General features: G+C 66.9%; 19 protein-coding genes. 12 read left to right on the forward strand and 7 right to left on the reverse strand.

Going from position 1 to position 24,540, the window contains the following annotated elements:
• The coding region (locus VN461_09850; GenBank protein HXB55074.1) for a hypothetical protein at positions 1 to 1,766 on the reverse strand (1,766 nt) is incomplete at its 3' end.
• A 554-nt stretch (positions 1,767 to 2,320) separates the two neighbouring features.
• On the opposite strand from VN461_09850, the gene VN461_09855 reads away from it, so the two are divergent.
• From VN461_09855 to VN461_09870, 4 genes are all read left to right on the forward strand, one after another.
• Complete coding sequence (locus tag VN461_09855; protein HXB55075.1) at positions 2,321 to 2,542, forward strand: hypothetical protein; 222 nt, start codon at positions 2,321 to 2,323, stop codon at positions 2,540 to 2,542.
• Complete coding sequence (locus VN461_09860; protein ID HXB55076.1) at positions 2,539 to 5,160, forward strand: glucosidase; 2,622 nt, start codon at positions 2,539 to 2,541, stop codon at positions 5,158 to 5,160. The genes VN461_09855 and VN461_09860 overlap by 4 nt, the downstream gene beginning before the upstream one ends.
• Positions 5,161 to 5,177: 17 nt before the next feature.
• Positions 5,178 to 5,501, forward strand: coding sequence for a hypothetical protein (locus VN461_09865; protein ID HXB55077.1), 324 nt, complete (start codon positions 5,178 to 5,180; stop codon positions 5,499 to 5,501).
• Positions 5,502 to 5,898: 397 nt separating this feature from the next.
• Complete coding sequence (locus VN461_09870) at positions 5,899 to 6,216, forward strand: hypothetical protein (protein ID HXB55078.1); 318 nt, start codon at positions 5,899 to 5,901, stop codon at positions 6,214 to 6,216.
• Positions 6,217 to 6,221: 5 nt separating this feature from the next.
• Here VN461_09870 and VN461_09875 read toward each other — a convergent pair whose 3' ends face one another.
• From VN461_09875 to VN461_09895, 5 genes are all read right to left on the reverse strand, one after another.
• Entirely contained in the window at positions 6,222 to 8,000 is a 1,779-nt protein-coding gene (locus VN461_09875; protein ID HXB55079.1) for an ABC transporter ATP-binding protein, read from the reverse strand.
• A complete protein-coding gene (locus VN461_09880) occupies positions 7,997 to 10,273 on the reverse strand; it encodes a hypothetical protein (protein ID HXB55080.1) in 2,277 nt (758 codons plus the stop codon). Before VN461_09880 ends, VN461_09875 begins: the two co-directional genes overlap by 4 nt.
• A 51-nt stretch (positions 10,274 to 10,324) precedes the next feature.
• The gene (locus VN461_09885; GenBank protein ID HXB55081.1) at positions 10,325 to 11,710 is read right to left on the reverse strand and encodes a M23 family metallopeptidase; all 1,386 of its coding nucleotides are present in this window, start codon (positions 11,708 to 11,710) and stop codon (positions 10,325 to 10,327) included.
• A gap of 152 nt (positions 11,711 to 11,862) precedes the next feature.
• The gene (locus VN461_09890; protein ID HXB55082.1) at positions 11,863 to 12,033 is read right to left on the reverse strand and encodes a hypothetical protein; all 171 of its coding nucleotides are present in this window, start codon (positions 12,031 to 12,033) and stop codon (positions 11,863 to 11,865) included.
• Positions 12,030 to 12,365 (reverse strand): hypothetical protein, encoded by a 336-nt coding sequence (locus VN461_09895; GenBank protein ID HXB55083.1) that lies wholly within the window; start codon positions 12,363 to 12,365, stop codon positions 12,030 to 12,032. Before VN461_09895 ends, VN461_09890 begins: the two co-directional genes overlap by 4 nt.
• A gap of 274 nt (positions 12,366 to 12,639) precedes the next feature.
• Here VN461_09895 and VN461_09900 point away from each other — a divergent pair, with 274 nt between their 5' ends.
• Positions 12,640 to 13,458: a class I SAM-dependent methyltransferase gene (locus tag VN461_09900; GenBank protein ID HXB55084.1), complete on the forward strand. Its 819-nt coding sequence runs from the start codon at positions 12,640 to 12,642 to the stop codon at positions 13,456 to 13,458.
• Between the two features lie 19 nt (positions 13,459 to 13,477).
• Here the strand turns inward: VN461_09900 and VN461_09905 are convergent, their stop codons facing one another.
• Positions 13,478 to 14,977, reverse strand: a complete 1,500-nt coding sequence (locus VN461_09905) for a VCBS repeat-containing protein (protein HXB55085.1) — start codon at positions 14,975 to 14,977, stop codon at positions 13,478 to 13,480.
• A gap of 621 nt (positions 14,978 to 15,598) precedes the next feature.
• On the opposite strand from VN461_09905, the gene VN461_09910 reads away from it, so the two are divergent.
• The 7 genes from VN461_09910 (at position 15,599) to VN461_09940 (ending at position 24,467) form a co-directional block, all read left to right on the forward strand.
• On the forward strand, positions 15,599 to 16,555 hold the full coding sequence (locus VN461_09910; GenBank protein ID HXB55086.1) for a glycosyltransferase: 957 nt from the start codon (positions 15,599 to 15,601) through the stop codon (positions 16,553 to 16,555).
• Positions 16,556 to 16,562: 7 nt separating this feature from the next.
• Positions 16,563 to 17,912, forward strand: coding sequence for a glycosyltransferase family 1 protein (locus VN461_09915; GenBank protein ID HXB55087.1), 1,350 nt, complete (start codon positions 16,563 to 16,565; stop codon positions 17,910 to 17,912).
• Between the two features lie 99 nt (positions 17,913 to 18,011).
• Positions 18,012 to 18,866: an ABC transporter permease gene (locus VN461_09920; GenBank protein HXB55088.1), complete on the forward strand. Its 855-nt coding sequence runs from the start codon at positions 18,012 to 18,014 to the stop codon at positions 18,864 to 18,866.
• Positions 18,867 to 19,157: 291 nt separating this feature from the next.
• Complete coding sequence (locus tag VN461_09925; protein HXB55089.1) at positions 19,158 to 20,567, forward strand: ABC transporter ATP-binding protein; 1,410 nt, start codon at positions 19,158 to 19,160, stop codon at positions 20,565 to 20,567.
• 183 nt (positions 20,568 to 20,750) lie between these two features.
• The gene (locus tag VN461_09930; protein ID HXB55090.1) at positions 20,751 to 21,506 is read left to right on the forward strand and encodes a class I SAM-dependent methyltransferase; all 756 of its coding nucleotides are present in this window, start codon (positions 20,751 to 20,753) and stop codon (positions 21,504 to 21,506) included.
• A complete protein-coding gene (locus VN461_09935) occupies positions 21,503 to 22,420 on the forward strand; it encodes an NAD-dependent epimerase/dehydratase family protein (GenBank protein ID HXB55091.1) in 918 nt (305 codons plus the stop codon). Before VN461_09930 ends, VN461_09935 begins: the two co-directional genes overlap by 4 nt.
• A 4-nt stretch (positions 22,421 to 22,424) precedes the next feature.
• Positions 22,425 to 24,467 carry a glycosyltransferase gene (locus VN461_09940; protein HXB55092.1) on the forward strand — a complete coding sequence of 681 codons (2,043 nt, stop codon included), beginning with the start codon at positions 22,425 to 22,427 and terminating at the stop codon, positions 24,465 to 24,467.
• Positions 24,468 to 24,540 lie beyond the last annotated feature (73 nt).

Raw genomic sequence — 24,540 nt, forward strand, 5'->3', positions numbered from 1 at the left:
CGTCCCACCCAAGTCGTGTTCTCGCGCACGGGCTCCAGCCGGCCCCGCAGGCGGGCGATCTCCGTCCCCTCCAGGCGGATGACGACCTGCCCCCGGATCCGGTCCACGTCGACCTCGCAGGCCTGGAACCGGCGGGGCTCGATGGCGACGGGGGGAGACTCCTGTTCGGGGCCTTGCGCGGGCTGCAGAACGAAGCTCCATCGGCCCGGCCCTACGGCCCGGGCCCAGACCACGTCGTGCGCCTCGACGAAGCCGGAACTCAGCAAGGGCTCCCGCTCGGCCGCCGCCCGCTCGGGGAACGCGATCCGCATCCGGGCGATGTTGCGGCCGTCGCGCACGAGGAGCCGGCCGAGCCCGACCCGCAGGGGCTCTGCGCGGCGCTCCAGCGAGCGGAAGAGCTCCGGGTTCTCCAGCCGAAGCGTGCCGTCGTACCCGGTCAGGCTCAGGGCCACGTTCACGAGGCAGGCCCAGGCCATGGTGAGCGCGCCGACCGCACGCAGGGCCAGGCGGCGGCGGCCGCTCCAGCGCTGGTCGGCCAGGAACCAGAGCAGGAGAGCGAGCACGATCAGGAAGCTTATGAAGTCGACCTGGTATCGCATGCTGGCGATTGGCGCTACCACGCTGGTGAGGACAGGGAGCCCGACCCCGACCCCGAGGAGCAGAAGCATCCTCTGGCGGAGGAGGGGGAGCCCGGGGACGGGCACGCCCCGGAGGAGCCAGGGGGCGGCGACGAGGATGAGCAAGTAGGGGGAGTGCAGGAGCAGTCCCGCATTTGGGTCGGGACCCCAGTAGCTGTGGGGCAGCGTTCCCGGATACCACCGATCCAGGAAGAAGCACGGAAACTCCAGGCTCATGGCGAGGGGAGCCACGAAGTAGAAGTAGAGACCGGGGACGAGGCCCCGGATCTCGTACCAGGGCAAGGGATCGTGGCCCACGAGCTGATAGCGCAGCCCGAACTCCGTAAAGGAGCCGAAGCGGGCATAGTTGTAGAGAACGACTAGAAGAAGACAGCTGCCCAGGGGGGCCAGCGTGACGAGCGCCCTCACCCAGAGCCGACCCCCGGCCGTGCGGAGGGCCGGCCAGGCGAGCAAGAGGATGAGCGGTGCCACGAGCAGATGGTTCGGCCGGCTGGCCACGGCCAGGCCGAGGAAGAGACTCCCACCAACGATCCGCGCCCAGGGCCGCGCGGCGGGCCCCGCGGGCGCCGTCGTCATCAGGTAGGCGCTGCCCAGGAGGAAGAAAGAGCCGGCCGTGATCGCGACCTGATAGACCTCCACGCCGCGGAGGATGAAGGGGCAGACGTTGACGCAGCCGAGCACCAGCACCCCCGCCGTCTGCATCCACAGGGGGGTGGCGGGAAGGAACCTGCGCGTGAGGTGCCTGAGCAGACCCATCGCGAACAAGAAGCTGCCCGAGGCGAAGATCGTGGCGGCCAGGCTCTCCGGCAGGTCGCCGAGGCCCAAGAGGCGCCAGGGAACGAAGAGGGTGACCGCGGGGCCGGCCCCGAAGTAGAGGTAGTACTTGCCGTGGTAGAGCGACGCGTCGTGCAGTCGGTAGTGCGCATTTTTGCCCCAATGGTAGGGCTCGGTGATCTCGAAGAGCCCCCGATCCGGCTCGACCAGCAGGTGCAGCTGCCCCCGAAGGAAAGCGCGGGTGAGGAGGTTGTAGTAGCCTTCTTGCGGCCGACCCAGGCCGAAGGGCAGGCCGTTGGAAGCGGTCCAGGCGTAGAACCAGGGGACGAGGACGCACACGGCGGCGACCGCCACCGGCCCCAAACGGATCGACTGTCCCGACCCGTTCCGGCGAGGGGCCCGTGAGTCTGCCGCCGGTTCTGGATCGAGAGAGGGGGGAACGTCAGGGGCCGGCATGCGCTCTTCGGTCTTCGGGCTCGGCAACGGCCTATTGTCGATGAGGGGGCCAAGGTTTCCAAGCGGATGCCCGTTCATAAGAGCGGACGGGCTCGTCGCCCCCGGGAGCGGCTGGACCTCGGCCTATGGTCGAAGCAGCCGGCGATTCTTCCCGGGGGTATCGTTGACAACCCCCTCGGCAAGAAGGAGTATCACGCGAGTTTGTCCCTGTCTCGCATTCCCGGCATGCCCCCGCCCCCCCCTTTCTCCTATGGCAGAGTCTCGTCCGGCTCTGCGGCGTCTCCCGTCGAACCCCTGATCTCGTCGCCCCGGGGTCGAAACTGACGCCCGAGCGGACAGCGGGCAAGATCCAGGCCGCCCGCGCGATTGCGGTTTCGGCCGACCTGATCCAGCTCGGCCTGTTTCCGATCTTCGGGGAAGGGGTTCTCTCTCCCTGGAACGACGCCCTCGACGTGGTGGTGGCCCTCGTCCTCATGCGCCTCTTGGGCTGGCATTGGGCTCTGCTGCCGAGCCTGGTGGCGGAGATGGTGCCGGGCTTGAATCTCGTTCCCACCTGGACCGCGGCTGTGCTCTTCATCACCCGCGGAGGTGCGGAGCCGGCGCCGCCCGCTTCACTCCCGGGGGGCACGGATGCGGAAGCCCGCGCCGGGCGGGACGACCTCCGGAAGCCATGAGCGAGGAAGATCGGCTGGCGGAGAGCCGGGCCCGCAAGGCACACTGGAAGCGATGGGGCCCCTATCTGGCGGAGCGCCAGTGGGGGACGGTCCGCGAAGACTACAGCCCGGACGGCTCCGCCTGGGACCATTTCCCTTTCGACCACGCCCGCTCCCGCGCCTACCGCTGGGGGGAGGACGGTCTGGGCGGGATCTGCGACAGCCATCAGCAAGTCTGTTTCGCGCTCGCCCTCTGGAACGGTCGTGACCCCTTCCTGAAGGAGCGCCTATTCGGCCTCGGCGGGCCGGAGGGGAACCACGGCGAGGACGTCAAGGAGTGCTACTTCTACCTCGACTCGACGCCCACGCACTCCTACATGAGATACCTCTACAAGTATCCCCAGGCGGAGTTCCCTTACGCCTGGCTCCGCGCGGAGAACCGTCGCCGGGACAAGAAGAGCTTCGAGTTCGAGCTCCTGGACACGGGCATCTTCGAGGATGACCGGTACTTCGACGTCTTCGTGGAGTACGCGAAGGCGGCCCCTGCGGACCTCCTCGTCCACATCGAGATCGTGAACCGCGGACCGGACCCCGCCACCCTGGACCTCCTGCCGACGGTCTGGTTCCGCAACACCTGGTCCTGGGGGTCCGGGGAACGCCGGCCCCGGATTCGGTCAGAGGGCGAGACCCTCACTTTCGAGCACCCCCGCCTGGGCGCGTACTGGCTCGCCTGCGAGGGCCGTCCGTCCTTCCTCTTCACCGAGAACGAGACCAACCGGCGGCGGCTCTGGGGGGTGGAGAACGAGTCGCCCTATGTGAAGGACGGCATCAACGACTACATCGTGCAGGGGTCGGCGGAGGCCGTGAACCCGGCCGGCCGGGGTAGCAAGGCGGCCGCGCGCTACCAGCTGAAGCTGGAGCCCGGGGGTTCGACCGCGGTCCGGTTGCGCCTGGCCTCCTCTCCCGCACCGGGGGAGCCCTTCGGCCCTGGGTTCCAGGAGACGCTGGCCCGGCGGCGGGAGGAGGCCGACGCCTTCTACGCCCAGCGGACTCCGGGCGGCCTCTCCGCGGACGCGCGGAACGTGCTGCGCCAGGCCTTCGCGGGCCTCCTCTGGAGCAAGCAGTCCTACAACTACGACGTGACCCGCTGGTTGCACGGGGACCCCGCGGGGCCGGACCCACCCCCGGAGCGTCGTCGGGGGCGGAACCACGAGTGGACCCACCTCTACAACTCGGACGTGATCTCCATGCCGGACAAGTGGGAGTACCCCTGGTACGCGGCCTGGGACCTGGCCTTTCATTGCATTCCCCTGGCCCTCGTGGACCCCGACTACGCCAAGGAGCAGCTGATCCTGCTCCTGCGTGAATGGTACATGCACCCCAACGGCCAGCTTCCCGCCTACGAGTGGGCATTCTCGGACGTGAATCCCCCCGTCCACGCCTGGGCGGCCTGGCGCGTCTACAAGATCGACAAGAAGCGCCAAGGCAAGGCGGACCGCAACTTCCTGGCCCGGGTCTTCCAGAAGCTGCTCCTCAACTTCACATGGTGGGTGAACCGCAAGGACGCGGAGGGCAACAACGTCTTCCAGGGCGGGTTCCTGGGCCTCGACAACATCGGAGTCTTCGACCGGAGCGCGCCTTTGCCCACGGGCGGCCACATCGAGCAGTCCGACGCCACGAGCTGGATGGGGATGTACTGCCTCAACATGCTGGCCATCGCCTTGGAGTTGGCCCGCGAGGATCCCGTCTACGAGGACGTGGCCAGCAAGTTCTTCGAACACTTCGTCTACATCTGCCGGGCCATGAACGACATCGGGGGGGAGGGGCTCGAGCTGTGGAACGCGGAGGACGGCTTTTACTACGACGTCCTGCACCTGCCCGGGGGTCGCCACTTCCCGCTCAAGGTGCGCTCCATGGTGGGTCTCATCCCGCTCTTCGCGGTGGAGATCCTGGACTCGCACATGGTGGACCGCCTGCCCGGCTTCAAGCGGCGCATGCAATGGTTCCTGGAGAATCGGCCCGACTTCGCGGTCCAGGTGGAGATCGCCACCGGCCCCTCCGGAGTCCGCCGCTTCCTCTCCCTGGTGAACCGCGACCGTCTCCGCAAGGTGCTGGGATACCTCCTGGACGAGAATGAGTTCCTCTCTCCCCACGGGATCCGCTCCCTTTCCCGTCATCACCGCGACCACCCCTACGTGCTGCACCTGGACGGAATGGAGCACCGCGTGGACTACGAGCCGGCGGAGTCCCAGACCGGGGTCTTCGGGGGGAACTCCAACTGGCGGGGCCCCGTCTGGTTCCCCGTCAACTTCCTCCTCATCGAGTCCCTCCAGAAGTTCCACCACTTCCTGGGCCGCTCCTTCACCGTGGAGTTCCCCACCGGCTCCGGGCGCAAGCTCGACCTCGGGGAGGTGGCGGGGGAGCTCTCCCGGCGCCTCACCCGCATCTTCCTGCGCGACGCGCGGGGGCGGCGTCCCCTGTACGGGGGCACCGAGAAGTTCCAGACCGACCCCCATTTCCGCGACCTCATCCTCTTCTCCGAGTACTTCCAGGGAGATGACGGGGCGGGGCTAGGGGCCAGCCACCAGACCGGATGGACGGGCCTCGTGGCCAAGCTCATCCAGCAAAGCGGCGAATAACAAGGAGAGTGGATCCCATGTCCAACGGCAACACCATCCATAAGCCCGACGCCAATCCCGTCCTGGCCCTCGTCCTGAGCGTGCTCCTCGTCGGCCTCGGGCACCTCGTTCCCAACGGCCAGCAGCGCAAGTTCCTCTTCAACCTCCTGGCCACCCTGGCCGGGACCTGCGCCTGCCTCGTGCCCGGGATCGTGATCGCGGTCTTGAGCATCATCGATGCGTACCAGACCGCCCTGCGCCTGCAGAACGGCGAGACCATCCCCGAGAACGAGTACACTTTCGCGCCCTACTTCAAGGTCGTGAAGATAATCGATAAGACCGCCACCTGCTCCGGGGCCTAAAGCGCGTCGTGCCGTCCCGGGATCCGCGCCCCCTAGGATCCGGCTCCGCGCGGTGCGGTTGTCGGTCGGGGGTCAGGAAAATTGATTCGCGTCGGAGAATTGGAGACGAGACACGCGACTGGGGTGCGATCCACGAGGCGCTGCCCGGTAAGCCCGGCGCGACTCGTCAACTGCTCCTCGAGCGCAATGGAAATCGAATCAAGGTCCCGGCCAGAGTGACGGCTCTTCATCTCTGACGAAAGCTCATGGTCGCGATGCTTGTGGTGGCCATGATCTCGAGCGACAGCTCGTCGGTTCTCCGCCCGCCCGGGCACGGCCGGGGAGGATGTGCTAAAATCCTCTCTGAGCCGCGTGGGCTATCCAGGCCCCTCCACGAGCCCGAGAACGAGGGTGTCCGGTGACCAAGCCCGTGGCCGTTCAGTACCTGGGCTTTCACTCCACGGCCGAAGCCCGCGAGTACACGCTGCGGGTGGGGGGGGGAGACGAGTCGCGCGACTTCACGGTCTTGATCCCCCACACCGCGTTTGCCGCCCGCCGCGCACGCTACCAGGACGCGCCCGACATCTGCTTCTCCAAACTGCAGCGAGAGCTGGCCGCCAACGCCGACCTGCTGCCGGCCGAGTTCGTAGTGACGGAAGCCGACCTTATCGGCTACCGGGAATCGCAGACGCGGAGGACCGAGCGTCGGCCCCGGGCTCCCAAGGTCCCGCGCTGATCCGGTCAGCCCGCGGTGACTAGGCGGGCGGGCGCATCCCCGATCCTCCGCTCCCCGATCTGCTGTCGCCACATCGCGTAGTAGAGCCCCTTCTCCTCCAGCAACTCCGCGTGGCGTCCCGACTCCACGATTCGCCCCCGCTCGAGCACGAAGATCCGATCCGCGTGCAGGATGGTGGAGAGTCGATGGGCGATGAGCAGGGTCATGACGTCCCGGGACCGCGCCACCTCCCGTATGGTCCGGCTGATCTCCTCCTCGGTCAGGGAGTCGAGGGAGGAGGTGGCCTCGTCGAAGAGAAGCAGGTGGGGCCGGCGGAGGAGAGCGCGGGCGATGGAGAGCCGCTGCTTCTCGCCCCCTGAGACCTTGACTCCCCCTTCCCCGATGACGGTGTCGAGCCCGCGATCGGCCCGGGCCAGGAGGCTGTCGCAGGCGGCCTTGGAGAGGACCTCCCGGCACTCCGCGTCGCTGGCTCCCGGACGCACGAAGAGCAGGTTCTCGCGGATGGTGCCCGAGAAGAGCTGGGGATCCTGGGTGACGAGGCCGATGCGCTCGCGGAGGGTGTCGAGGTCCACCCGGGGGCCGGGGTGGCCGTTGTAGAGGATGCGCCCGCGCTCCGGCGTATAGAGGCCTACGATCAGCTTGACGAGGGTGGTCTTGCCTGCCCCCGAGGGTCCCACGAAGGCGATGGTCTCGCCGCGCTCAAGAGCGAAGGACACGTCGACGAGGGCGGGGGCGGCCGCGGCCTGATGGGTGAAGCCCACCCCTTCGAAGGAGAGGTGCGTCAGGGCGGCGACGGCGATGGGGTCGGCGGGCCGGGGCTCCTCCGGGGTCTCCAGGATGCTCTGGAAGTTGCGGAGGGAGACCTCGGTCTCCCGGTAAATGTTGATTACGTTCCCCAGCTCCTGCAGGGGGCCGAAGATGAAAAATGAGTAGATGAAGAGGGAGAAGAACTGCCCGACCGTGATCTCCCGGGCGAAGATCAGGTAGAGCATCAAGAACATGATGCTGGTGCGCAGGGCGTTGACCGCGGTGCCCTGGATGAAGCTCAGGCCGCGGAGGTAGCGCACCTTCTTCAGCTCCAAGGAGAGGATCTTCTCGGTGGTGGCGTTGAGCCGGTCCACCTCCTGGCTGGCCAGGCCCAGGCTCTTCACGAGTTCGATGTTCCGCAGCGACTCCGTGGTGGCGCCGGCGAGGGCGGTCGTCTCCGCCACGATGACCCTCTGCACCTCCTTGATCTTGCGGGAGAGGACCGAGCTCAGGATGCCGAGCAGGGGCACGGTCAGGAAGTAGACGGGGGCGATGATCCAATGCACGCTGAAGGCGTAGATCACAACGAACACGATCCCCACCAGGGAGGTGAAGAGGACGTTGATGGCGGCCGCGATGAGCTTCTCCACGTCCGAGCGGACCTTCTGCAGCTTGCCCAGGGTCTCCCCGCTGCGTTGGTCCTCGAAGACGGCGTAGGGGAGGGAGAGCGAATGGCGGATGCCGTCCGAGTAGAGCTGGGCCCCTAGGCGCTGGGTGATGACGTTGACGAAGTAGTCCTGGAAGTTCTTGGCCACCCGGGAGACGAGGGCCACCCCCACCGCCGCCGCCAGCAGGAGGCTCACCCCCCGGAAGAACTGGCCGGTGGTGTACTCCTGGTAGCGGGTCGCGTAGCCGTCGATGACGTAGCGGAAGATCAGGGGGTCGAGCAGGGAAAAGATCTGGTTGATGGCGGCGAGGAGCAGGGCCACCGCCAGGAGGCTCCAGTACTGGCGCAGGTAGGCGAAGAGCAGTGTCATGGGTTTGCAAGCCTCCGGATCTGGATCTCGTCCACGCCGAGGGCGAGCGCGGGGGGAGGGCTGAGCACGACGGTCGCGAGCCCGGGGGGTAGCGAGGTCTCGACCTTCAGCTCGGTCCGGCCGTCCAGGGGCAGCACGAGCTGGGGCCCGGCCTCGACCGCGGACCGGACCGTGCGGTGATCGAAGTCGTCGGGGGTGAGGAAGACGGTCAAGGCCTGTCCGCCCGGCGCGGGCGGGTAGGGGCGGAGCTTCAGACTGAGCTCTACCCCGGTCTCGATCGGCGAGTAGAGGATCAGCTTCGTCCGTCCCCCTTGGATCGTGAACCGGGGCGGGCCCGGGACTCTCTCCTCGACCGGGCCGCCGGGGTTCACGACGTGTATGAGGAGCGGCCGCTCGGAGGGAAGCAGGCGGGCAAAGCCACCCCCCAGGCTCTCGAACCCGCCCGTTTGGAAGGGAATGAAGCCGCAGAGGAGGGGGACGACCCCCGCCTCGCCGATCCGGCCGAGCAGCTCCCGGTAGAGCGCAGCGCCCCCCTTGGGGTGGAGGCCGATGGACGGGCTCTCCGTCCAGTCGCCGACGATCGGCCGTGGGTAAGCGAGCAGGGCGGTGTAGGGGGCGAGCCAGCGGTGCGCGCTGACCGGCCGCCCCACCACCAGAAGGGTGCCCGGGGGCAGCTCCCGGATCCGGCGCTGCACGACCCCCGCCTCCGCGAGCGGCCGTTCCGCCCGGATGATCTCCCTCATGCTGAGCCCGAGCGACTCGCTCCAGGCTCCGTGCACCCAGAGTGAACTCAGGGGCACGGCCAGGAAAAGAGCGGGCGCGAGGCGCGGGCCCCGAGAGCGCAGGAGCTGCCGGAGGGCCGCCACCTGAAAGAGGAGCACGAAGGGAAAGGCCCACTGCATCAGCTTGAAGACGTTCCAGGTGTGGCCGATGAGGCCGGTCCAGGGGTCGTGGACCCAGAGCGCGTAGTAGGCAAGGGCGCCGGCGAAGGCGAGGGTCGCCGCGGCCAGCACCCGGGCCCGCGGTTGCCGCCATGCGTGGAAAAGCCCCGCCACCGTCAGGCCCAGGCCCAGCGGGGCGAGGGCCGCGAGCGCGGCGCTCAGGAAGGGAACCCGTACGCTTGTCGCGTGAAGGCCGAGGACCCGCACGCCCATGGCGAACTCCAGGAACTGGAGGACGCTCAACGAAACGTGGCCCCCCGCATCGGAGCCCGCGAAGCGGAAGAGACGCCCAACGGCTCCCCGAAGGTCGGGGAACCCCAAGATCAAGACCAGCAAGACGATGATCCCTAGGTGGGCCAGGGTCCGCCGAGGCGGGCCGTGGCGCCGGGCCCGCATAGAGCAGGCGGCGGCGTAAGCGATCCCGGCCGCTCCCAGCGCGGGGACGAGCGGCAGGTAGACGTTCAGGAGAAAGGCCGCGAGCAGGGCCACCAGGATGGCGGTGTTCAGCCGCCAACGCCGCTCGTGGATGCCGCGGGCCAGCACGGCCAGAGCCAGGAGCAAGGCGGGCAGCGCGCAGGTCTGCTGCAGGAAGCCGTTGTGATGCCCCCAGTAGCCCGGGTGAGCCATCACCGCGAAGGCCAGGCTGGCTCCCCCGGCCCAAGCGTGCCCCCACAGGAAGACCCAGCGCGCCACCACGAAGAGAGCGGCCGTCTGGAGGACCATCCCCCAGGCACTGACCGCCGGATACACCAGCAGGGAGAGGGGGGCCCCCGAACCCGCCTGCACGAGGGCCAAGAAGTGCGCGATCCCCAGGGGATAGCCCTCCTGCTGCCACAAGAACGGAATCGCCGTGACGGGCGAGGCGGGGTCCCAGAGGCACGGGCTCCCGAAGCCGTGGGTCTGCAGCCACTCGCTGAAGGCGCAGTACGTGTAGGTGTCGTTGCCGATCGAGAACCCGCCCGTCCGCAGCACGGGCAGAAGTGAGACGAGGGCACTCGCGAGCGTCACCCCCAGGAGCCCCGCCCAGGCGGAAGCCGGGCCGCGGGGCCGGAAGACCTCGAGGAGGGCTCGTCGGTAGGCACAGACCTCGAGCAGAACCAAGTGCAGGGCGGCCAGGACGAGCGCGATCACGGGGGCGGGCAAGCCGAGGAGGGAGAGCCAGCCGAAGCCAAGCGTCAGAAGTGCGGTCCCCAGAACGGCGGAAGCGGCGGCGCCCGCGGGAGTGAGCGGCCGGAGCAGGTCGAAGCCCAGGCTGCCCGTGAGGAGGCGCCCGGAGACGAAGGAGGCAACGCCCACGGCGCCCACGATCAAGAGGGAGCCGGAGAAGGTCATGGAACCGCGTGTGCCTTTCCCCCGGGGCGGGGCCGCCGGGCGTCTACGATGTCACGGCTCGAAGGGCAACGCCGACCCCAGCTTTCCCACCAGGCGGTCGTGAATCCAGTGGGGGTCCCACCACTCGTTCGGGTTCACAGGCAGCCCGCCCAGGAGCATGGTGAAGTGCAAGTGGTCGCCGCCCGCCAGGCCGGTGGCCCCGGTTCGCCCGAGGGTCTGCCCCCGCTCCACCTCCTGGCCTTTCGTGACGTCGATGACGGAGAGGTGGCCGTATAGGCTCATGAGCCCGTACCCATGGTCGATGACCACCGAGTTGCCGTAGATGCCAAAGTACCGCGCGAGCACCACCACCCCGTGGTTGGCGGCGGGGACGGGCGTCCGGTGGGTGACGGCGAGGTCGAAGCCCAGATGATACTGGTGGTCCACCTCCTGGCCGCGGTATACGTAGGTGCGCCGGTCCGCAAAGGCGGACATGACCTTTGCCTTGGGCATGGGCAAGAAAGGCCGCTTCCAGAGGAACCGCGGCGCACTTCCCTTGGCCAGGGCCTTGAGCTCCTCCGCGTTGGCCTGGCGAAGATCGCGGTTGATGACCAGGAACGTGTCGAACAGATCCTCCCGGTCGCGGAGACTGGGAGTGTTGCTCCTGATCTCGGGCACCACTTTCCTCAAGAAGGAGTCGCTGATGGGCAGCCGCGCCTTGCTGAAGGGCTTGGGGGTAAAGCGGTCGACGAAGGCCAGCTCGGAGGCATTGCCGACGTCGTCCACCACCTTGAGGCGGACCTGCTCCCGGTCCTTGAGATCGTAGGGCACGGCCCAGAGCGCGAAGCGGTCCTGCGGTCCCCCGCCCGGGAGCGGGAAACCGGGGAACCACCATTCCCCCACCCGCACGCCGTCCTCGACGGCCGTCTCGCCCGCACGGTACACGACCGCCTCCGCGCCGCCCTGGGCGACGTAGTGCTGGCTGGAGACTACGGCCAGGGAGGGAGGGGTCAGGCGGACAGGTAGCCTCAGCTCCTCCACCACCGGCGCCGGGTGACGCAACCAGGCTCCCACGCGAAGGGCGGTGGCGCGGAGGATGGCCTCCCCCGCCTGCAGGTCCTTCACGGTGTCCGTTCCCACCTCCACCTTGATCTCATCTCGTTCCGTGCGCGGCCCCCAGAAGGTCCAAGGCGCCTGAGGCGTGTAGGTCCGCCGGGCCAAGACGAGCGTGCGGTCCCCCTGCTTGAGCTCCAAATGCACGGAGCTCAATCCCCGCCCGCCTTCTTCGGCGGTGAGTTGCACCACCGTCCGTCGGCCTAGGGCGGGCCGGTCCGCCCGAAGGGTGAGCTTGGGGAGCGGTCCCACGCGGAGGGCGATGATGGCGCCGGCGCTCACAAGCGCGGCCAGGGCGAGGCCAAGCAGGAGCCTGGGAAAAGCGCTTGCCCGGCCGCGGCTCATGGCGTGCCTCTCATCGGTGCCCGGGCCATCTAGCGATCATAGCGCACGAGCGGCCCCGGGGCCGTGTCCCGCGGGCCAGGGAGGTCTCCCGGCTCGCCCTTCGCGGGCGGAGAGTGGCTCCTTTCCGAAGCGCGAAGATGGACCGGAGTCGCTCAGGAGGGGGGCAGGGCCTCCAAGACCCGGGCACAGAAAGCAGCGATCGCGGCCTGCTCGCTGACCGGGGTGTCGATGAACGAGGCCCGCTCGAGGGCGTGACGCAGGAGTCGCACCTCCCGCGGGTCCAGGACTAGGCGCACGAGGTCAGCGTCGCGCTCGATCTTCATGGTCTCTCCTTGGAGGCGGCATGGCGGCTCATGGGGGGCAGAGGTGCGGGGGCGACCAGAGAGGCCATGTTCGTGATGTGGCCCCGGCCCAGCGCCACCATGCGCGCCGCCGCGCGTGCGTGGATCACGCCCATGGCGTCGACGTCGACGATCAGGTCCGCGTAGGCGAAAGGCGCGAGGTGAGAGTCGAAGGCCCGCGACTCCTCGTGGAGCTTAGCGTCCTCGGGGGTCGTGGCCGCTGGGGGGTGGCCGGCGCCGGGGGGCACCCCGACGACCGTGCACCCGCCGCCGTTCGCGGTACCGGTCGAGATCGTCGCATGGGATGCGGTCAACCACCCTCCGTGTGACCGCGTGGCCCTCGCCGCGCAACCTCTGGGAGTCTAACCCTGTTCGGCGTCGATCAGCGAAACCTGTGATCCCTGATCCCGGGTGATCACGATCAGGTGAACTTGCCGCGCGCCGCTCAGTTGTGACAATCTTGATCGACCCGAGGGACCGATTGATCGACCGCGCTCGCAAGCCGATCCTGATCACGAGTGGCGCCGGCGCTCACTTCGACCTCCGTGCCCGAACGCCCCTCGAAGAGAGGCTCCGCCGCACCGTCGGGTGGTACCGGTCCACGTGTTGAAGTACCCGGACCCGGGAAGCAGCACGGAGGATTTGTACGACCTCGCCTACCGGTGGGGCTGGGAGACACCCGAGCTGCGGGAACTCGTCTACCTCTGCTACAAGACGCCCGACCTTTCCGACAATGCCCGACGTTACTTCGCGAGCGAAGAGCTCCGCGAAGCCGTGCGGATCCTGTCTGAGCTCTCCCACCCACCGTCCAGGGATTGCCGGATCCTCGACTTTGGCTGCGGAAATGGCGTGGCTTGCTACGCCCTGAGCCGCTCCGGGTACCGGGTCCTGGGGGTCGACGCGTCGGAAGGGGAGCTGGCCGGGCTGGGGGCCGCGCGCAAGGTTCGCGGGCTCGACGGTGTCGACTTCACCGTCCGAGCATCGCGAGGGACGAAGCTGGATCTCGAGGACGCCACCTTCGGTGTCGTCTGGTTACGGGAGGCGCTCCACCACATCCAGGACCTACCGGGATTCCTGGCCGAGGCGGCGCGGATCATCGAGCCGGGAGGAGTCATCTGCTGCCTGCGCGACGTGGTCGTCTGGAACGAAGAGCAGCGTGCGGATTTCTTTGCCAACCACCCCTTCCATCCCATAACGAACGACGAGGGGTGTCATGCCCTCGGCGCGTACCTGGACGCCTTCGACGCTAGCGGTCTCGATGTCGTGCGGCTGCTCGAGCCTTACAGCTCGCCGATCAACACCTACCCGGACCCCTTCCGGCCCGGAGTGGTGTTCAACCCCGAAGCGGCCCGGCAGCGGAAGTCCGGATATGACCTCTACTCATTCTTCGCCCGCAAGCCCCAGTAGTCCACCTCCAGAACGGCTTTCAGTAGTTGACGGGGGTGAACCCGGTACCGCCAAAGGCGAACGAGGCGGTCGTGCCCGTCGTCGACTGCTTGATGAACCAGAGCCCGCTGGCCTGGTGGTAGACGGCGATGTCCGCCTTCCCGTCGCCGTCGTAATCCGCGGGCACGGGGGTATAGGCTGAACCGCCGAAGCCCTGCACGATGTTGGGCGCCCCGCTCGAAGGCCGGATGTACCAGAGGCCACTCGCCGGGTTATAGACGGCGAGATCGGCCTTGCCATCGCCGTCGTAGTCGCGGGGCACGGGCACGAACCCGGGGCCGCCAAAGCCGGTGGAGGTAACCGAGCCCGTCGAAGACTGCTTGATGAACCAGAGCCCGCTGGCCTGGTGGTAGACAGCTAGGTCCGTCTTTCCGTCTCCGTCGTAGTCCTTCGGCACGGGGGTGTAACCGGTGCCCCCGAACCCGACGTTGCCGACCGTGCCTCCCGTCGTGCTCGTCGCGATATACCAGAGCCCGCTGGCCTGATGATAGACAGCGAAGTCCGTTTGTTGGTCCCCATCGTAGTCGGCGGGCACCGGTGTGAAGCCGGGGCCCCCGAAGCCGGCTGAGTAGGTCGCCCCGGTCGAAGACTTCCGGATGAACCACAACCCGGAGCTCTGGTGGTAGACCGCTACGTCGGGGTAACCGTCCCAATCAAAGTCACCCGACACGGGGGTATAGCCCATGCCCCCATAGCCCACCGAGAAGGTCGCCCCGGTCGAGGACAGCTTTCCGTACCAGAGGCCGCTCGCTTGGTGATAGACGGTGGGGTCCGCACGGAGGTCGTAGTCGAAGTCTTCCCCCCCCTGGCCAAGGCGCGAGCCGGGCGGCTTGGCGCCGATGAAGATACCCTCGCTCGGGAAAGCCCAAGGATCGCCCGATCCGTCGATGGCCTGGACGGCCGCCTGGAGATACGTGCTGGTCGCGATGCCGCTCATCTGCTGGAGAGAGCGCAACGGGAACTGGATCTCCATGCGATAGCCCACGGGCAGGGGCCAAGGCCCCAGGTGTTGAGGATCGGCAGAATCAAGGGTCCAGCCGTAGGTCCCCTGGCTCACCGCCTGTGGGCACCCGATCAAGTTGATTGTCGCGCCGGAAGGGGAGTAACCGTAGCAGTAGACAGGGTGTCCGGCGCTTATCTCGAATTGTGTAGACGGTGGGAGCAACACCTCTATGTGCACGAAGGTGCTTGCGCAGGCGTTGCCGGTCGTACCCACGAACACATGGGCGTAATAGACATCACCGACGCGGGGGTAGGTGACATCGATGTTGCCTATCCAGCCGACGAACTGGGAGGTCTCGGTCTCTACCGTTCCCGTGATGCAATTAAGGTGCGAGGTAGAGCTGAGAGCGCCGTCCAGCCACTGCCGCGACGGGCCTGCCCCATAGGGTCCAGTGGCGAAGGCGTCTGAAGCCGCGAGGAATCCCAGGGCTGCGATCAGTAGCCCGAGGAGCTTATGACCGACGAGACGACTGGACATGGTTCCCTCCTGGAGGGACCCCCGCTCCCAATGCAGGGTTTTGGTTTCCCAGCCGCTTGGAGCGTCTGGATTCGTGGTTCCCTTGACACGGAGTCGCTCAAGAGCCCTTCCACATCGATGAGCTCAGGCCTTCCCCTATATGGACACGCGCCAAAACAGGAGAAACTCGCTCATAAGAATTTGCAATTGACCCCCGCCTGCCTGACGTTCGACTAATGTCTGGCCGATTCCCCGGTAGGCCGCCCCCATCCCGTCGTCCAATTGGCTGACCTGAGCTGCTTCTAGGCGAAACACCCGAATATGGGGCCCCCCTCGTCTGCCCCCTGATGGCGAGAGCCGAACCCTGCTACTCCCCGTTAGCCCCGGCCTGGGCCCGCCTACTGGCCCCGGAGTTGTGACAGGACCGGCCCTGAGGCAGCCGAGTACGCGGTAAAGCCTGCGCCTCGGTCAGGTATCGACCGGGGCCGGATCTCGCCCGCCGAGTGCTTATCGACTTGTGCCGGTCTGTTGCTGCCGTATACTTCAGTAACGCGAGACGTTTCTCTCGAGAAGGACGCGCCAACTCGAGAGAGAGCGATGCCGTTCAGGCTTCTGGGGGATTGCCTCCACGAGGGGAGCATCATGTCTGCAGCCGCTCCGTTGGTCAGTGTCGTTATTCCCAGTCTCAACCAGGGGAGATATGTCGGGGCCGCGATCGACAGCATACTCAAGCAGGACTACCCGAACATCGAGACGATCGTGATCGACGGAGGGTCCGCTGACAACACCGTGGATGTCCTCAAGAGCTACCAGGGAAGAATTGTTTGGAAGTCCGACAAGGACCGCAACATGACGGAGGCGGTCACCAAGGGAATTCGCCTCAGTCATGGCGCTTACATCAAACCTCTTGCCTCTGATGAAGTCCTTTACGAAGGCGCGATCACGCAACTGGTCAACGCGGCTCGCTCTGCACAAGCCGCGGTGGTTGTGGGAAACGGCTCTATCATCGATGAGGCCTCTAATGACGTGGCGCCCATTGACAACGGATCCGGCCTTACCCTCGAGGAGGTAGTAACGCTGGTGAGGAAGATGCCTTTGGCGTGCTCCCTGTTCGAGAGGCGGATCTTCGAGGAGTTCCCTTTGGACGAGGACCTATCGTTGCTGTGGGACTTCGATCTCTGGGTGCGAGTCTTTCCGCGTGTCAAGATCGCTTTTATCTCTCAAAAGATCGGGAAATGGCGGCGTCACCCAGAAGCAAAGTCGGTCATGCTGGAGGTGGCTGACCAGATACTCGTGGAGAGAAGACACGTCTTGGACAGGTTCTTTTCGGCGAACCCCGACCATCGTCACCTCCGAAAGCCCGCCTACGTCGGCGCGTCTTGGGACTGGGCGTTGGTGCACATCAACGCGACAAGGGTGCGGGAAGCCATGACCATGCTGCGCGCGTGTTTCGGAAGAGCACCGCTGGCGACGCTTTCCTACGACAAGGGCATCATTCCTCGGGCCATCTATGTGATGACGAGAAAACGGTTGGCAAAGCCGATGGCAACAGCAACCCCGCTCGGACAGTCCGCGGTGCGAGAACGAATTCCGCAGTGAGGAGCTGTTGACCTCCAAGTCGACCCCTCTTCGCATCGCCATCAACGCACAACTAGCGCCGGCGTGGGGAACGGGAGGAATCTACGGCATCCTCACCGGTCTGGTTGCCGCGTTGGGGCAGCTCACAGACGGGCCCGAGGAATACGTGGTGATCGGCCCCCGAGAGGATCCGGAGTGGTTGGCGCCTTACCTGGGCCCTAAGCAGCGAATCCTCCCCGGGCCCGCGCCACGCGACCTCTGGCCGGCGATCAAGAGCTCCCTCGGGCCCTTGCGTCCTCTGGCCGGGCGGGCTTGGAGGGCCCTGCGTGGGTCCCCTCCCCCCCCGGCCCCCGCCCTCGTTCCTCACCTGCAGGTCTCCAACGGCTTTTATGAGCGACTCGGGTGCGGGGTCATCCATTTTCCGTCGCAGGCGCTGACCCTTTGCGCCCTCCCCATGGTCTACAGCCCCCATGATCTGCAGCACCTGCACTATCCTGAATTCTTCTCGCCCACGGACATCGCCGCGCGCGAGGAGGTCTACCCCTTGGCCTGTCGCGTCGCCCACACGGTAACCGTCGCCGCGCAGTGGGTGAGGGACGACGTCGAGAGGCACTACCAGATTTGCCGTCGCAAGCTCGCCGTGATTCCCTGGGCGGCCCCGACCGTCTTCCAAGAAGCCGCCTCCGAGGAAGTGCGGGCGAGGGTTCGTGATAAGTACCAACTGACGGAGCCGTTCGCATTTTTTCCCGCTGCCACCTGGCCCCACAAGAACCACCTGCGACTCCTTGAGGCTGTCGCCCTGCTCCGGGACCGCCACCGCCTCGTCGTACCGCTCCTTTGTTCCGGGAGCCAGCTCGAAAGGCATTGGCCAGCCATCGAAGAACAGCAGCGGGCCCTCGGTCTCGTGGAACAGGTCCGCTTTCTGGGCGGTGTCCCGGCCCGCGAGGTGCGCGCGCTCTACTCCCTGGCCCAATTTACCGTCTTCCCGAGTCTGTTCGAAGGCGGGGCTCTGCCCCTCTTGGAGTCCTGGCTGGAGGGCACCCCCGTGACCTGCGCACGGTCGACAATGCTTCCGGAGCTCGCGGGCGCGGCCGCCCTGCTGTTCGACCCGAACTCTCCCGAGGCCATCGCAGGGGCGATCGCCGCCATGGCCAAGGATCCCTCGCTGCGCGCGGACCTCTCTCGAGCCGGGCGCGAGCGGCTTCGTGAGTTCACCTGGGAACGCACGGCCAAGACTTATCGCGCCGTCTACCGCAAGGCTGCCCGGCGAGCGCTCAACGAGGAGGATCGCGCTCTCCTCCAGGTGGCCTCCGGGGAGAGCGATCACGGACGTTCGGCAATGCCGCGGCCAGGCCAATCCTCGACGGTCGCGAACTAGGGATTCGCTGAGGAGCTCAGGCCGGCTCGTGAGGATCTCGACGCCGCAAGTCGTGCAGACGAACGCCATGTTGCCATCGCCAATTGACGCGGGTACTCGATGGCGACTCTGATTACCCCCCGCGCCGACCGCGTGTGGCGCTTCCTCAATCCCTTTGGCTTCTCCCGAAGCCTCTGGGGCCACCGCAATCTGATCCTTCAGTTCACGGTGCGTGAGGTTCAGGGGCGCTACAAGGCATCGTCGCTGGGGCTCTTCTGGTCCTTTCTCCACCCCCTCCTGCTGCTCCTCATCTACACGTTTGTCTTCGGGGTTGTCTTCCGAGCCCGATGGCCCCATTTGCGACGGACGGGCGACCTTGCCGAGTTCGCCCTTGTGCTGTTCTGTGGGCTCATTCCCTTCAACCTTCTGGCCGAGTGCGTGAGCCGCGCCTCGAGCCTGGTCGTCGCCGTCCCCAACTACGTGCGGAAGGTTCCATTCCCGCTTGAGGTCCTGCCCGTCAGCGCAGTGGGCTCGGCCTCCTTCCATGCGGCCATGAGCTTGGTCGTGCTCGTTGTCATGCGCCTGGTCACCCAAGGAACGATCGCGCCCACGCTGGTCCTGCTCCCCTTGGTGGTCATCCCGCTCCTCTTCCTGTGCCTGGGCCTAACCTGGTTCATAGCGAGCCTGGTCGTGTTCATCCGGGACCTGGGCTACGTGGTGCCGCTAGCCCTTCAGGTGCTGCTCTTCGCCACGCCGATCTTCTACCCGCTCGACGCGGTCCCCGAACGCTTCCAGCCGATGCTGCGTGGAAACCCATTGGCCCTGATTATTGAGGACTTCCGCCGTGTGGTCCTGTGGGACCTTCCGCCCGACTGGGGCCGGCTCACGGGCTCTGCGTTGGTTGGGGCGGCGGTCATGCTCCTCGGGTACGCGTGGTTCATGAAGACCAAGCGCGGTTTTGCCGACGTCCTCTAGCCCAGCGGTCGGCCGGGTCGGTCGCGGCCGACGAACGGGGGACTCCGGACGTCCGGGATCGCTTCCCGGCGTTCTCTCCACAAGGAGAGCACTTCGTCAGATCCTTGGTCGTGAAGATCGAAAGTCGAACGCTCGCTGCGGGGGCGGCATCGGGACGTAACCCGACGCCGCCACGATCGCACCCTTCTACAGTGGATTCGCCTGTAGTCGCGATCGCCCTCTCCTCTGGGTTCGGCGGCGTGACCTAGTCTTGCCCTTATGAGATCATCGCCGACGATGGCCTCGGAGCCGATGATCGGCGTGAGAGTGGCGGCCGAGCCCGCGGTTGCAGCCCAGGGAACGCTCGCGCTCACCCTGCGTGACGTCGGAAAAGCGTATCGGATCTACGACCGGCCCCAGGACAGGCTGAAACAGATGATACTCGGCCGCTTCGGATGCAGCTGGGGCCGAGACTTCTGGGCCCTCCGCGGCGTTTCCTTCGAGCTGCGTCGTGGCGAGGCCATGGGTGTCATCGGGCGCAACGGGAGCGGCAAGAGCACGCTCCTCCAGATCCTCGCTGGGATCCTCGCGCCCACCACGGGTGAGGTGCGGGTACCCGGCCGCGTGGCCGCGCTGCTTGAGCTGGGCAGCGGCTTCAACCCCGAGTTCACGGGTCGGGAGAACGTCTTCCTCAACGGCGCCATCATGGGCCTCGGCCATACTGAGATGAAGCGCCGCTTTGACGAAATCGCTGCCTTTGCCGACATCGGGGAGTTCATCGATCAGCCCGTCAAGCTCTATTCGAGTGGAATGTTCGTCCGCCTCGCCTTCGCCGTTGCAACCAGCGTTCAGGCGGATGTCCTCCTGATCGACGAAGCCCTCGCCGTCGGCGACGTGTTCTTCCGGCAGAAGTGCTACCGCCGCTTGGAGGCCCTCCGCGATGGCGGCGCCTCCATCATGCTCGTCTCGCATGCCGTCAGCGAGATCGAGGAGTTTTGCCGATGCGCCCTGCTGCTCCATCACGGCGACGTAGTGTTCCAAGGATCCGCGGCCGAGGCCGTCAAGCGCTACTACCTCGTGGAGCAGCAAGAGCGCCTCGTGGAAGCGCCGCCTGCCCTGCCCCGGGGCGCGGTGCCGCAAGAGTACGAGAGCGAGCGTCTAGAATGGCCCGAGCCCGCAGCCTTCCTCGACCTCACCGGGGTCGCGCAAGTCTCGAATGGCTGGGCGCGCTGTACCGGGGTGGCGCTATGCGACGTGCAAAGACGCGCCTGCCACGCCTTCCGGCAGGGAGAGCTGGCCCTCTTCTTCTATGAAGTCGAGATCTTGCGCGACATCGAGGCGCCAATCGGAGGGGTGGTAATCCAAAACTCGAGAGGGGTGATCGTCCACGGCAAGAACACGCTGCAGTACGACTCGATGGTGCCACTCGCCGTCCCTCAGGGCACCCGTTTGAGGTTCCGTCAGGAGGTCACGCTGGACATCTTCCCGGACGAGTACACCTTCGAGATTGGCATCGCCACGATCTCTCGTCGAGACTACGACTTAAGGGCCGCTTACGCCCACGACGATCTCTACGCAAGGGTGACCCGGATCTGCGTGTTGCCCGCCGTGGGTCGGTTCGGGGTCGCACTCAACGCGCCCAGCAGACCGATCCAGCTGCGCCATCACGGCGTTGCCAATCTGGCGGGGAGGTGCCAGGTAGCGGTCGCGAACGGAGGCTGAGCGGGCGAGCCAACGGATTTGGGGCGGGAGCCCGGCCAGACGTGGTCGTCGACGGGAAACCGCTCCGTTTCGGGCCACGTCCGGAGTCTCTCCAACGCTCTACCGCTCTTGGCTCGAGGCCATCTCCAGCTGGCGGGTCAAGGCGTCTTCCGCCCGCTCTTGGGCCCGCCCTTCGGAGGGTCGATGCAGCGTAACCCGTCGGTGACGTTCCATCGCAAGGTCCAGTGGTTCGACCCCGTGCTCATGACGGCGGGCGCCGTGATTCGGCTTGCCGCGCGCCCACCCATCCTGCGGGCCGTTCTCTCAACATTGGGTGTCCTTCAGCCCGACGACTATCTCGAGTTCGTGACCGAGTACATTTCGCGCGGCACGGAGCGGCTCGGCGAGAGCTGGGGATATGCGGATCTCCTGACCGTCCTCCAGGCGGCGGCCTCCGTGCTGGAGCCGGAGGCCTACCTCGAGATCGGAGTGCGAAGGGGGCGGAGCCTGTCCGTGGTCGCCGCCGCCTGTCCCACCGCCGACCTCTACGGCTTCGACTTGTGGATCCCGAACTACGCCGGGATGCAGAATCCGGGACCCGAATTCGTGCGCACCGAGCTGTCCCGCGTGGGCCATCGCGGCCGGCTCACCCTCGTTACGGGCGAGTCGCAGCAGACCGTTCCCGCGTTCCTCGCTGATCACCCGGAACTCTACTTCGATCTCATAACCGTCGACGGCGACCATGCGGCCTCGTCTGCCACCCAGGACTTGCGTAACGTCCTCCCGCGCTTGAAGCTCGGCGGGGTGGTCGCCCTCGACGACATCGCCCACCCCCAGCACCCGGAGCTGGCCCGCTGCTGGGAGGAGGTCGTGGCGAGCAACCCCTCTTTCGACACCGCCCGCTACTCCGAACTCGGCTACGGGGTCGCGGTGGGCGTGAGGCGACGCTCAGACCCGTGAAAAGGAAGGTCCTGATCACCGGGGCCAGTGGGTTCATCGGCGCCCGGTTGTGGGAGCGGCGAACCGCCCTCGGTGACGAGGTTGTGGCCTGCGTGACCTCGGAGCCTCCGAATTGGGCTCCCCTGTCCGGGAGCCGCCACCGACTCCGCCTCCCGGAAGGCGACATCGGCCGCATTCTCGCGGAGGAGCGGCCAGAGCACGTTGTACACTGCGCGGGAAGCTCGTCCGTCGCGGATTCCGTTCGGAATCCGACGGCAGACTTCGAGAAGAACGTGACCGTCACCGAACACCTGATAGGGGCGGTGGCCGCCTGCTCCCCACGCTCCAAGGTCACTTTCGTGTCGAGCGCGGCCGTTTACGGCGACCCCGCCCGCCAGCCGATCGACGAGCGCGCGCTACCGGCGCCGATCTCGCCGTACGGCGTCCATAAGCTCAGGGCAGAGACCGCCTGCCGGGAAGGGCACGACCGCGAGGGAGTGCCGTTGGCGATCTTGAGGATTTTTTCCGGCTACGGCCCGGGCCTTCGCAAGCGACTACTCTGGGACATCTACCAGCAGTGGCTGCACTCCGCGCGGGTGTCCCTCTATGGCAGCGGTGAGGAAACGCGGGACTTCATCTATGCTGACGATATCGTCGAGGCAATCGGAGTGGTGATGGAGGCCGCACCTTTCCGCGGGGAAGTGTTCAACGTCGCTTCGGGGCGCGAGACGTCGGTGCGGGCGGCCGCTCGCCTCCTCCTCGAGGCGCTGGGGGGCGACAAGGAGCTCGAGTTCAACGCACAGGTCCGCCCCGGCGACCCGCGGCGGTGGCAGGCGGATGTGGGGGCCATCCAGGCCCTGGGCGCCAGGCCGGGGGTAGCGATCGAGGAAGGGATCCAGCGCTACGCGCGGTGGCTCCGGGCCGGAGCAGGGTGAGAGGGTGCGAGTAGGCATTCCTCTAATCCAAGCCGACCTCTCGGGCGCGGGGGGTTGGATCGCCGGTCTCTACTACGTTCGGAACTGCCTGAGTGCTCTGGCCACCCTCCCCGAGCGCGCGAGGCCCCGCGTCACCGTCTTCCGGCCCTCCACCCTCCGGGAACCCCTGCTCCTACCCGAGCACGCTGGCCGCTCGGCGTGGGTCAGCGAAGTCGTGGTGCCCGTGGAGGCGCTGGAGGGGGTTGGCTCTGCTCTCCAGGAGATTTACGACCGCCACCCCTGCGATGTGGTCTTCCCCGTCTCCAGCTTGCCCCTGGCGGTGATGCCCGCGGGCGCGATCGGATGGATACCGGACTTCCAGCACCGACACCACCCCGAGTTCTTCGCCGAAGGGGAGCGTCGCGAGCGCGAACTATTCCAGTCCTTCCTCCTTGCCTACTGCAAGCGCATAGCCTGTAGCAGCCGGTCAGTCCTGAACGACGTGCAGCGCTTCTACCCAGACTTGAAGGCCAAAGGCGTGCTCCTCCGCTTCCCCGCCACTCTTCCTCGGCAATCCCTAGTGGGAGCGCCGGCCTCGGCACTCCTCGGCCGGGGCATCCATCGGAAGTACGCTTATCTGCCCAATCAGTTCTGGGTGCACAAGAACCACCGGACGGTGTTCGAAGCGTGGCGGCTCCTCCATGACCGCGGTCTGGACTGCCTGCTCGTGTGCTCGGGGGAGAGCTATGAGCATCGGCTTCCCGGCCATTTCGCCGAGCTTCAGGCGTATCTCGAGGACAACGGCTTGCGTGATCAGGTGCGGATCCTCGGCTTTGTCGACCGAGCGGAGCAGATCCAGATCTACCGGGGCGCGAGCGTCGTGCTCCAGCCGTCTTTGTTCGAGGGCTGGAGCACGACCATCGAGGAGGCGAAGGCGCTCGGCAAGCCCCTGATCGTCTCCGACATTCCGGTTCACCGCGAGCAATGCGGGGCGCAGGCGCGCTACTTCCGCAAGGATGACCCCGGGGAGCTGGCCGACCTTCTTCAGGCGGGGTGGTCCCGGCTCCCCGAAGGGTACGACCCGGGAGCGGAGGCAAAGGCACAAGGGCACGCGCGACGGCAGGCCCGCCGCTTCGGCGGAGAGCTGCTTTCCGCTTTCGAAGATGTCGCCCAGAATCGACAGGCCGGCGCGGCCGTGGCCGCCGAGAAGCGGTTGATGCAGCCTCTCGTCGTCGACCTGACCCGTAGGCTGCATGTGGTGGAGGCGGATCGGCGGGCCCGCCTCAAGGTTATCGGGCATCAAAGCGACGAACTGGCCCGCATTCCGGGCCTCGAGGCCGAGGTCGAGCTCCTGCAGACGCAGCTGGACGAACGTCTGGAGGTCATCGAGCGCCAAGGCGCGGAGCTTGGCCGCATCGCGACGCTTGAGGCGAACATCGGCTTCGTCCGAAAGCAGCTCGACGAGCGCCTAGAAGTTATCGAACGCCAAGCCGCAGAGCTCAGCCGCATCCGCGGGCTCGAGGCGGATGTGGCCTTCCTGGGTACGCAGCTCGACGAACGCCAAGAGGTTATCGAGCGCAAAGCGACCGAGCTCAGCCGCCTCCCCGCGCTCGAGGCGGACATGGCGTTCCTGCGCAAGCAGCTCGACGAGCGCCAGGAGGTCATTGGGCGCCAGGCCGAGGAGCTCGGCCGCCTCCCCGGGCTCGAGGCGGACATGGCGTTCCTGCGCAAGCAGCTCGACGAGCGCCAGGAGGTCATTGCCCGCCAGGCCGCGGGGCTCGGCCGCCTCCCCGGGCTCGAGGCCGATGTGGCGTTCCTGCGTACGCAGCTCGACGAGCGCCAGGCCGCGGGGCTCGGCCGCCTCGCCGAGCTGGAAGCCGAACAAGCGGGTTACCTGGAGTCGCTCCGCCAGCGAGACCGCCAGCTGGCCGAGCTCTCCGCCTTACTTGATGAGGCACGTCCCCGCACCCTACTCGGACTGACCTGGCCTAGGGAGGTGAGGCGGAGCCGCTTGGCGCTTGATCGGGCACGTGCGCTTCTCACCGAGGCCCTCCGGCGAGACGCCTAGAGTCCTTGACCTCGCCCAGGGCGATTCTCCCGACCAAGGGAACTCTTGATCCCATGCCTTCTACGGAACAGGC

The organism is Vicinamibacteria bacterium (assembly GCA_035570235.1).
Lineage (GTDB): Bacteria > Acidobacteriota > Vicinamibacteria > Fen-336 > Fen-336 > DATMML01.

Coding starts and splice junctions, on each gene's coding strand:
- VN461_09920 (HXB55088.1), top strand. CDS start 18,012: ATGGCGACTCTGATTACCCCCCGCGCCGACCGCGTGTGGCGCTTCCTC.
- VN461_09905 (HXB55085.1), bottom strand. CDS start 14,977: ATGTCCAGTCGTCTCGTCGGTCATAAGCTCCTCGGGCTACTGATCGCA.
- VN461_09930 (HXB55090.1), top strand. CDS start 20,751: ATGCAGCGTAACCCGTCGGTGACGTTCCATCGCAAGGTCCAGTGGTTC.
- VN461_09875 (HXB55079.1), bottom strand. CDS start 8,000: ATGACACTGCTCTTCGCCTACCTGCGCCAGTACTGGAGCCTCCTGGCG.
- VN461_09910 (HXB55086.1), top strand. CDS start 15,599: ATGTCTGCAGCCGCTCCGTTGGTCAGTGTCGTTATTCCCAGTCTCAAC.
- VN461_09880 (HXB55080.1), bottom strand. CDS start 10,273: ATGACCTTCTCCGGCTCCCTCTTGATCGTGGGCGCCGTGGGCGTTGCC.
- VN461_09925 (HXB55089.1), top strand. CDS start 19,158: ATGATCGGCGTGAGAGTGGCGGCCGAGCCCGCGGTTGCAGCCCAGGGA.
- VN461_09860 (HXB55076.1), top strand. CDS start 2,539: ATGAGCGAGGAAGATCGGCTGGCGGAGAGCCGGGCCCGCAAGGCACAC.
- VN461_09885 (HXB55081.1), bottom strand. CDS start 11,710: ATGAGCCGCGGCCGGGCAAGCGCTTTTCCCAGGCTCCTGCTTGGCCTC.
- VN461_09890 (HXB55082.1), bottom strand. CDS start 12,033: ATGAAGATCGAGCGCGACGCTGACCTCGTGCGCCTAGTCCTGGACCCG.
- VN461_09865 (HXB55077.1), top strand. CDS start 5,178: ATGTCCAACGGCAACACCATCCATAAGCCCGACGCCAATCCCGTCCTG.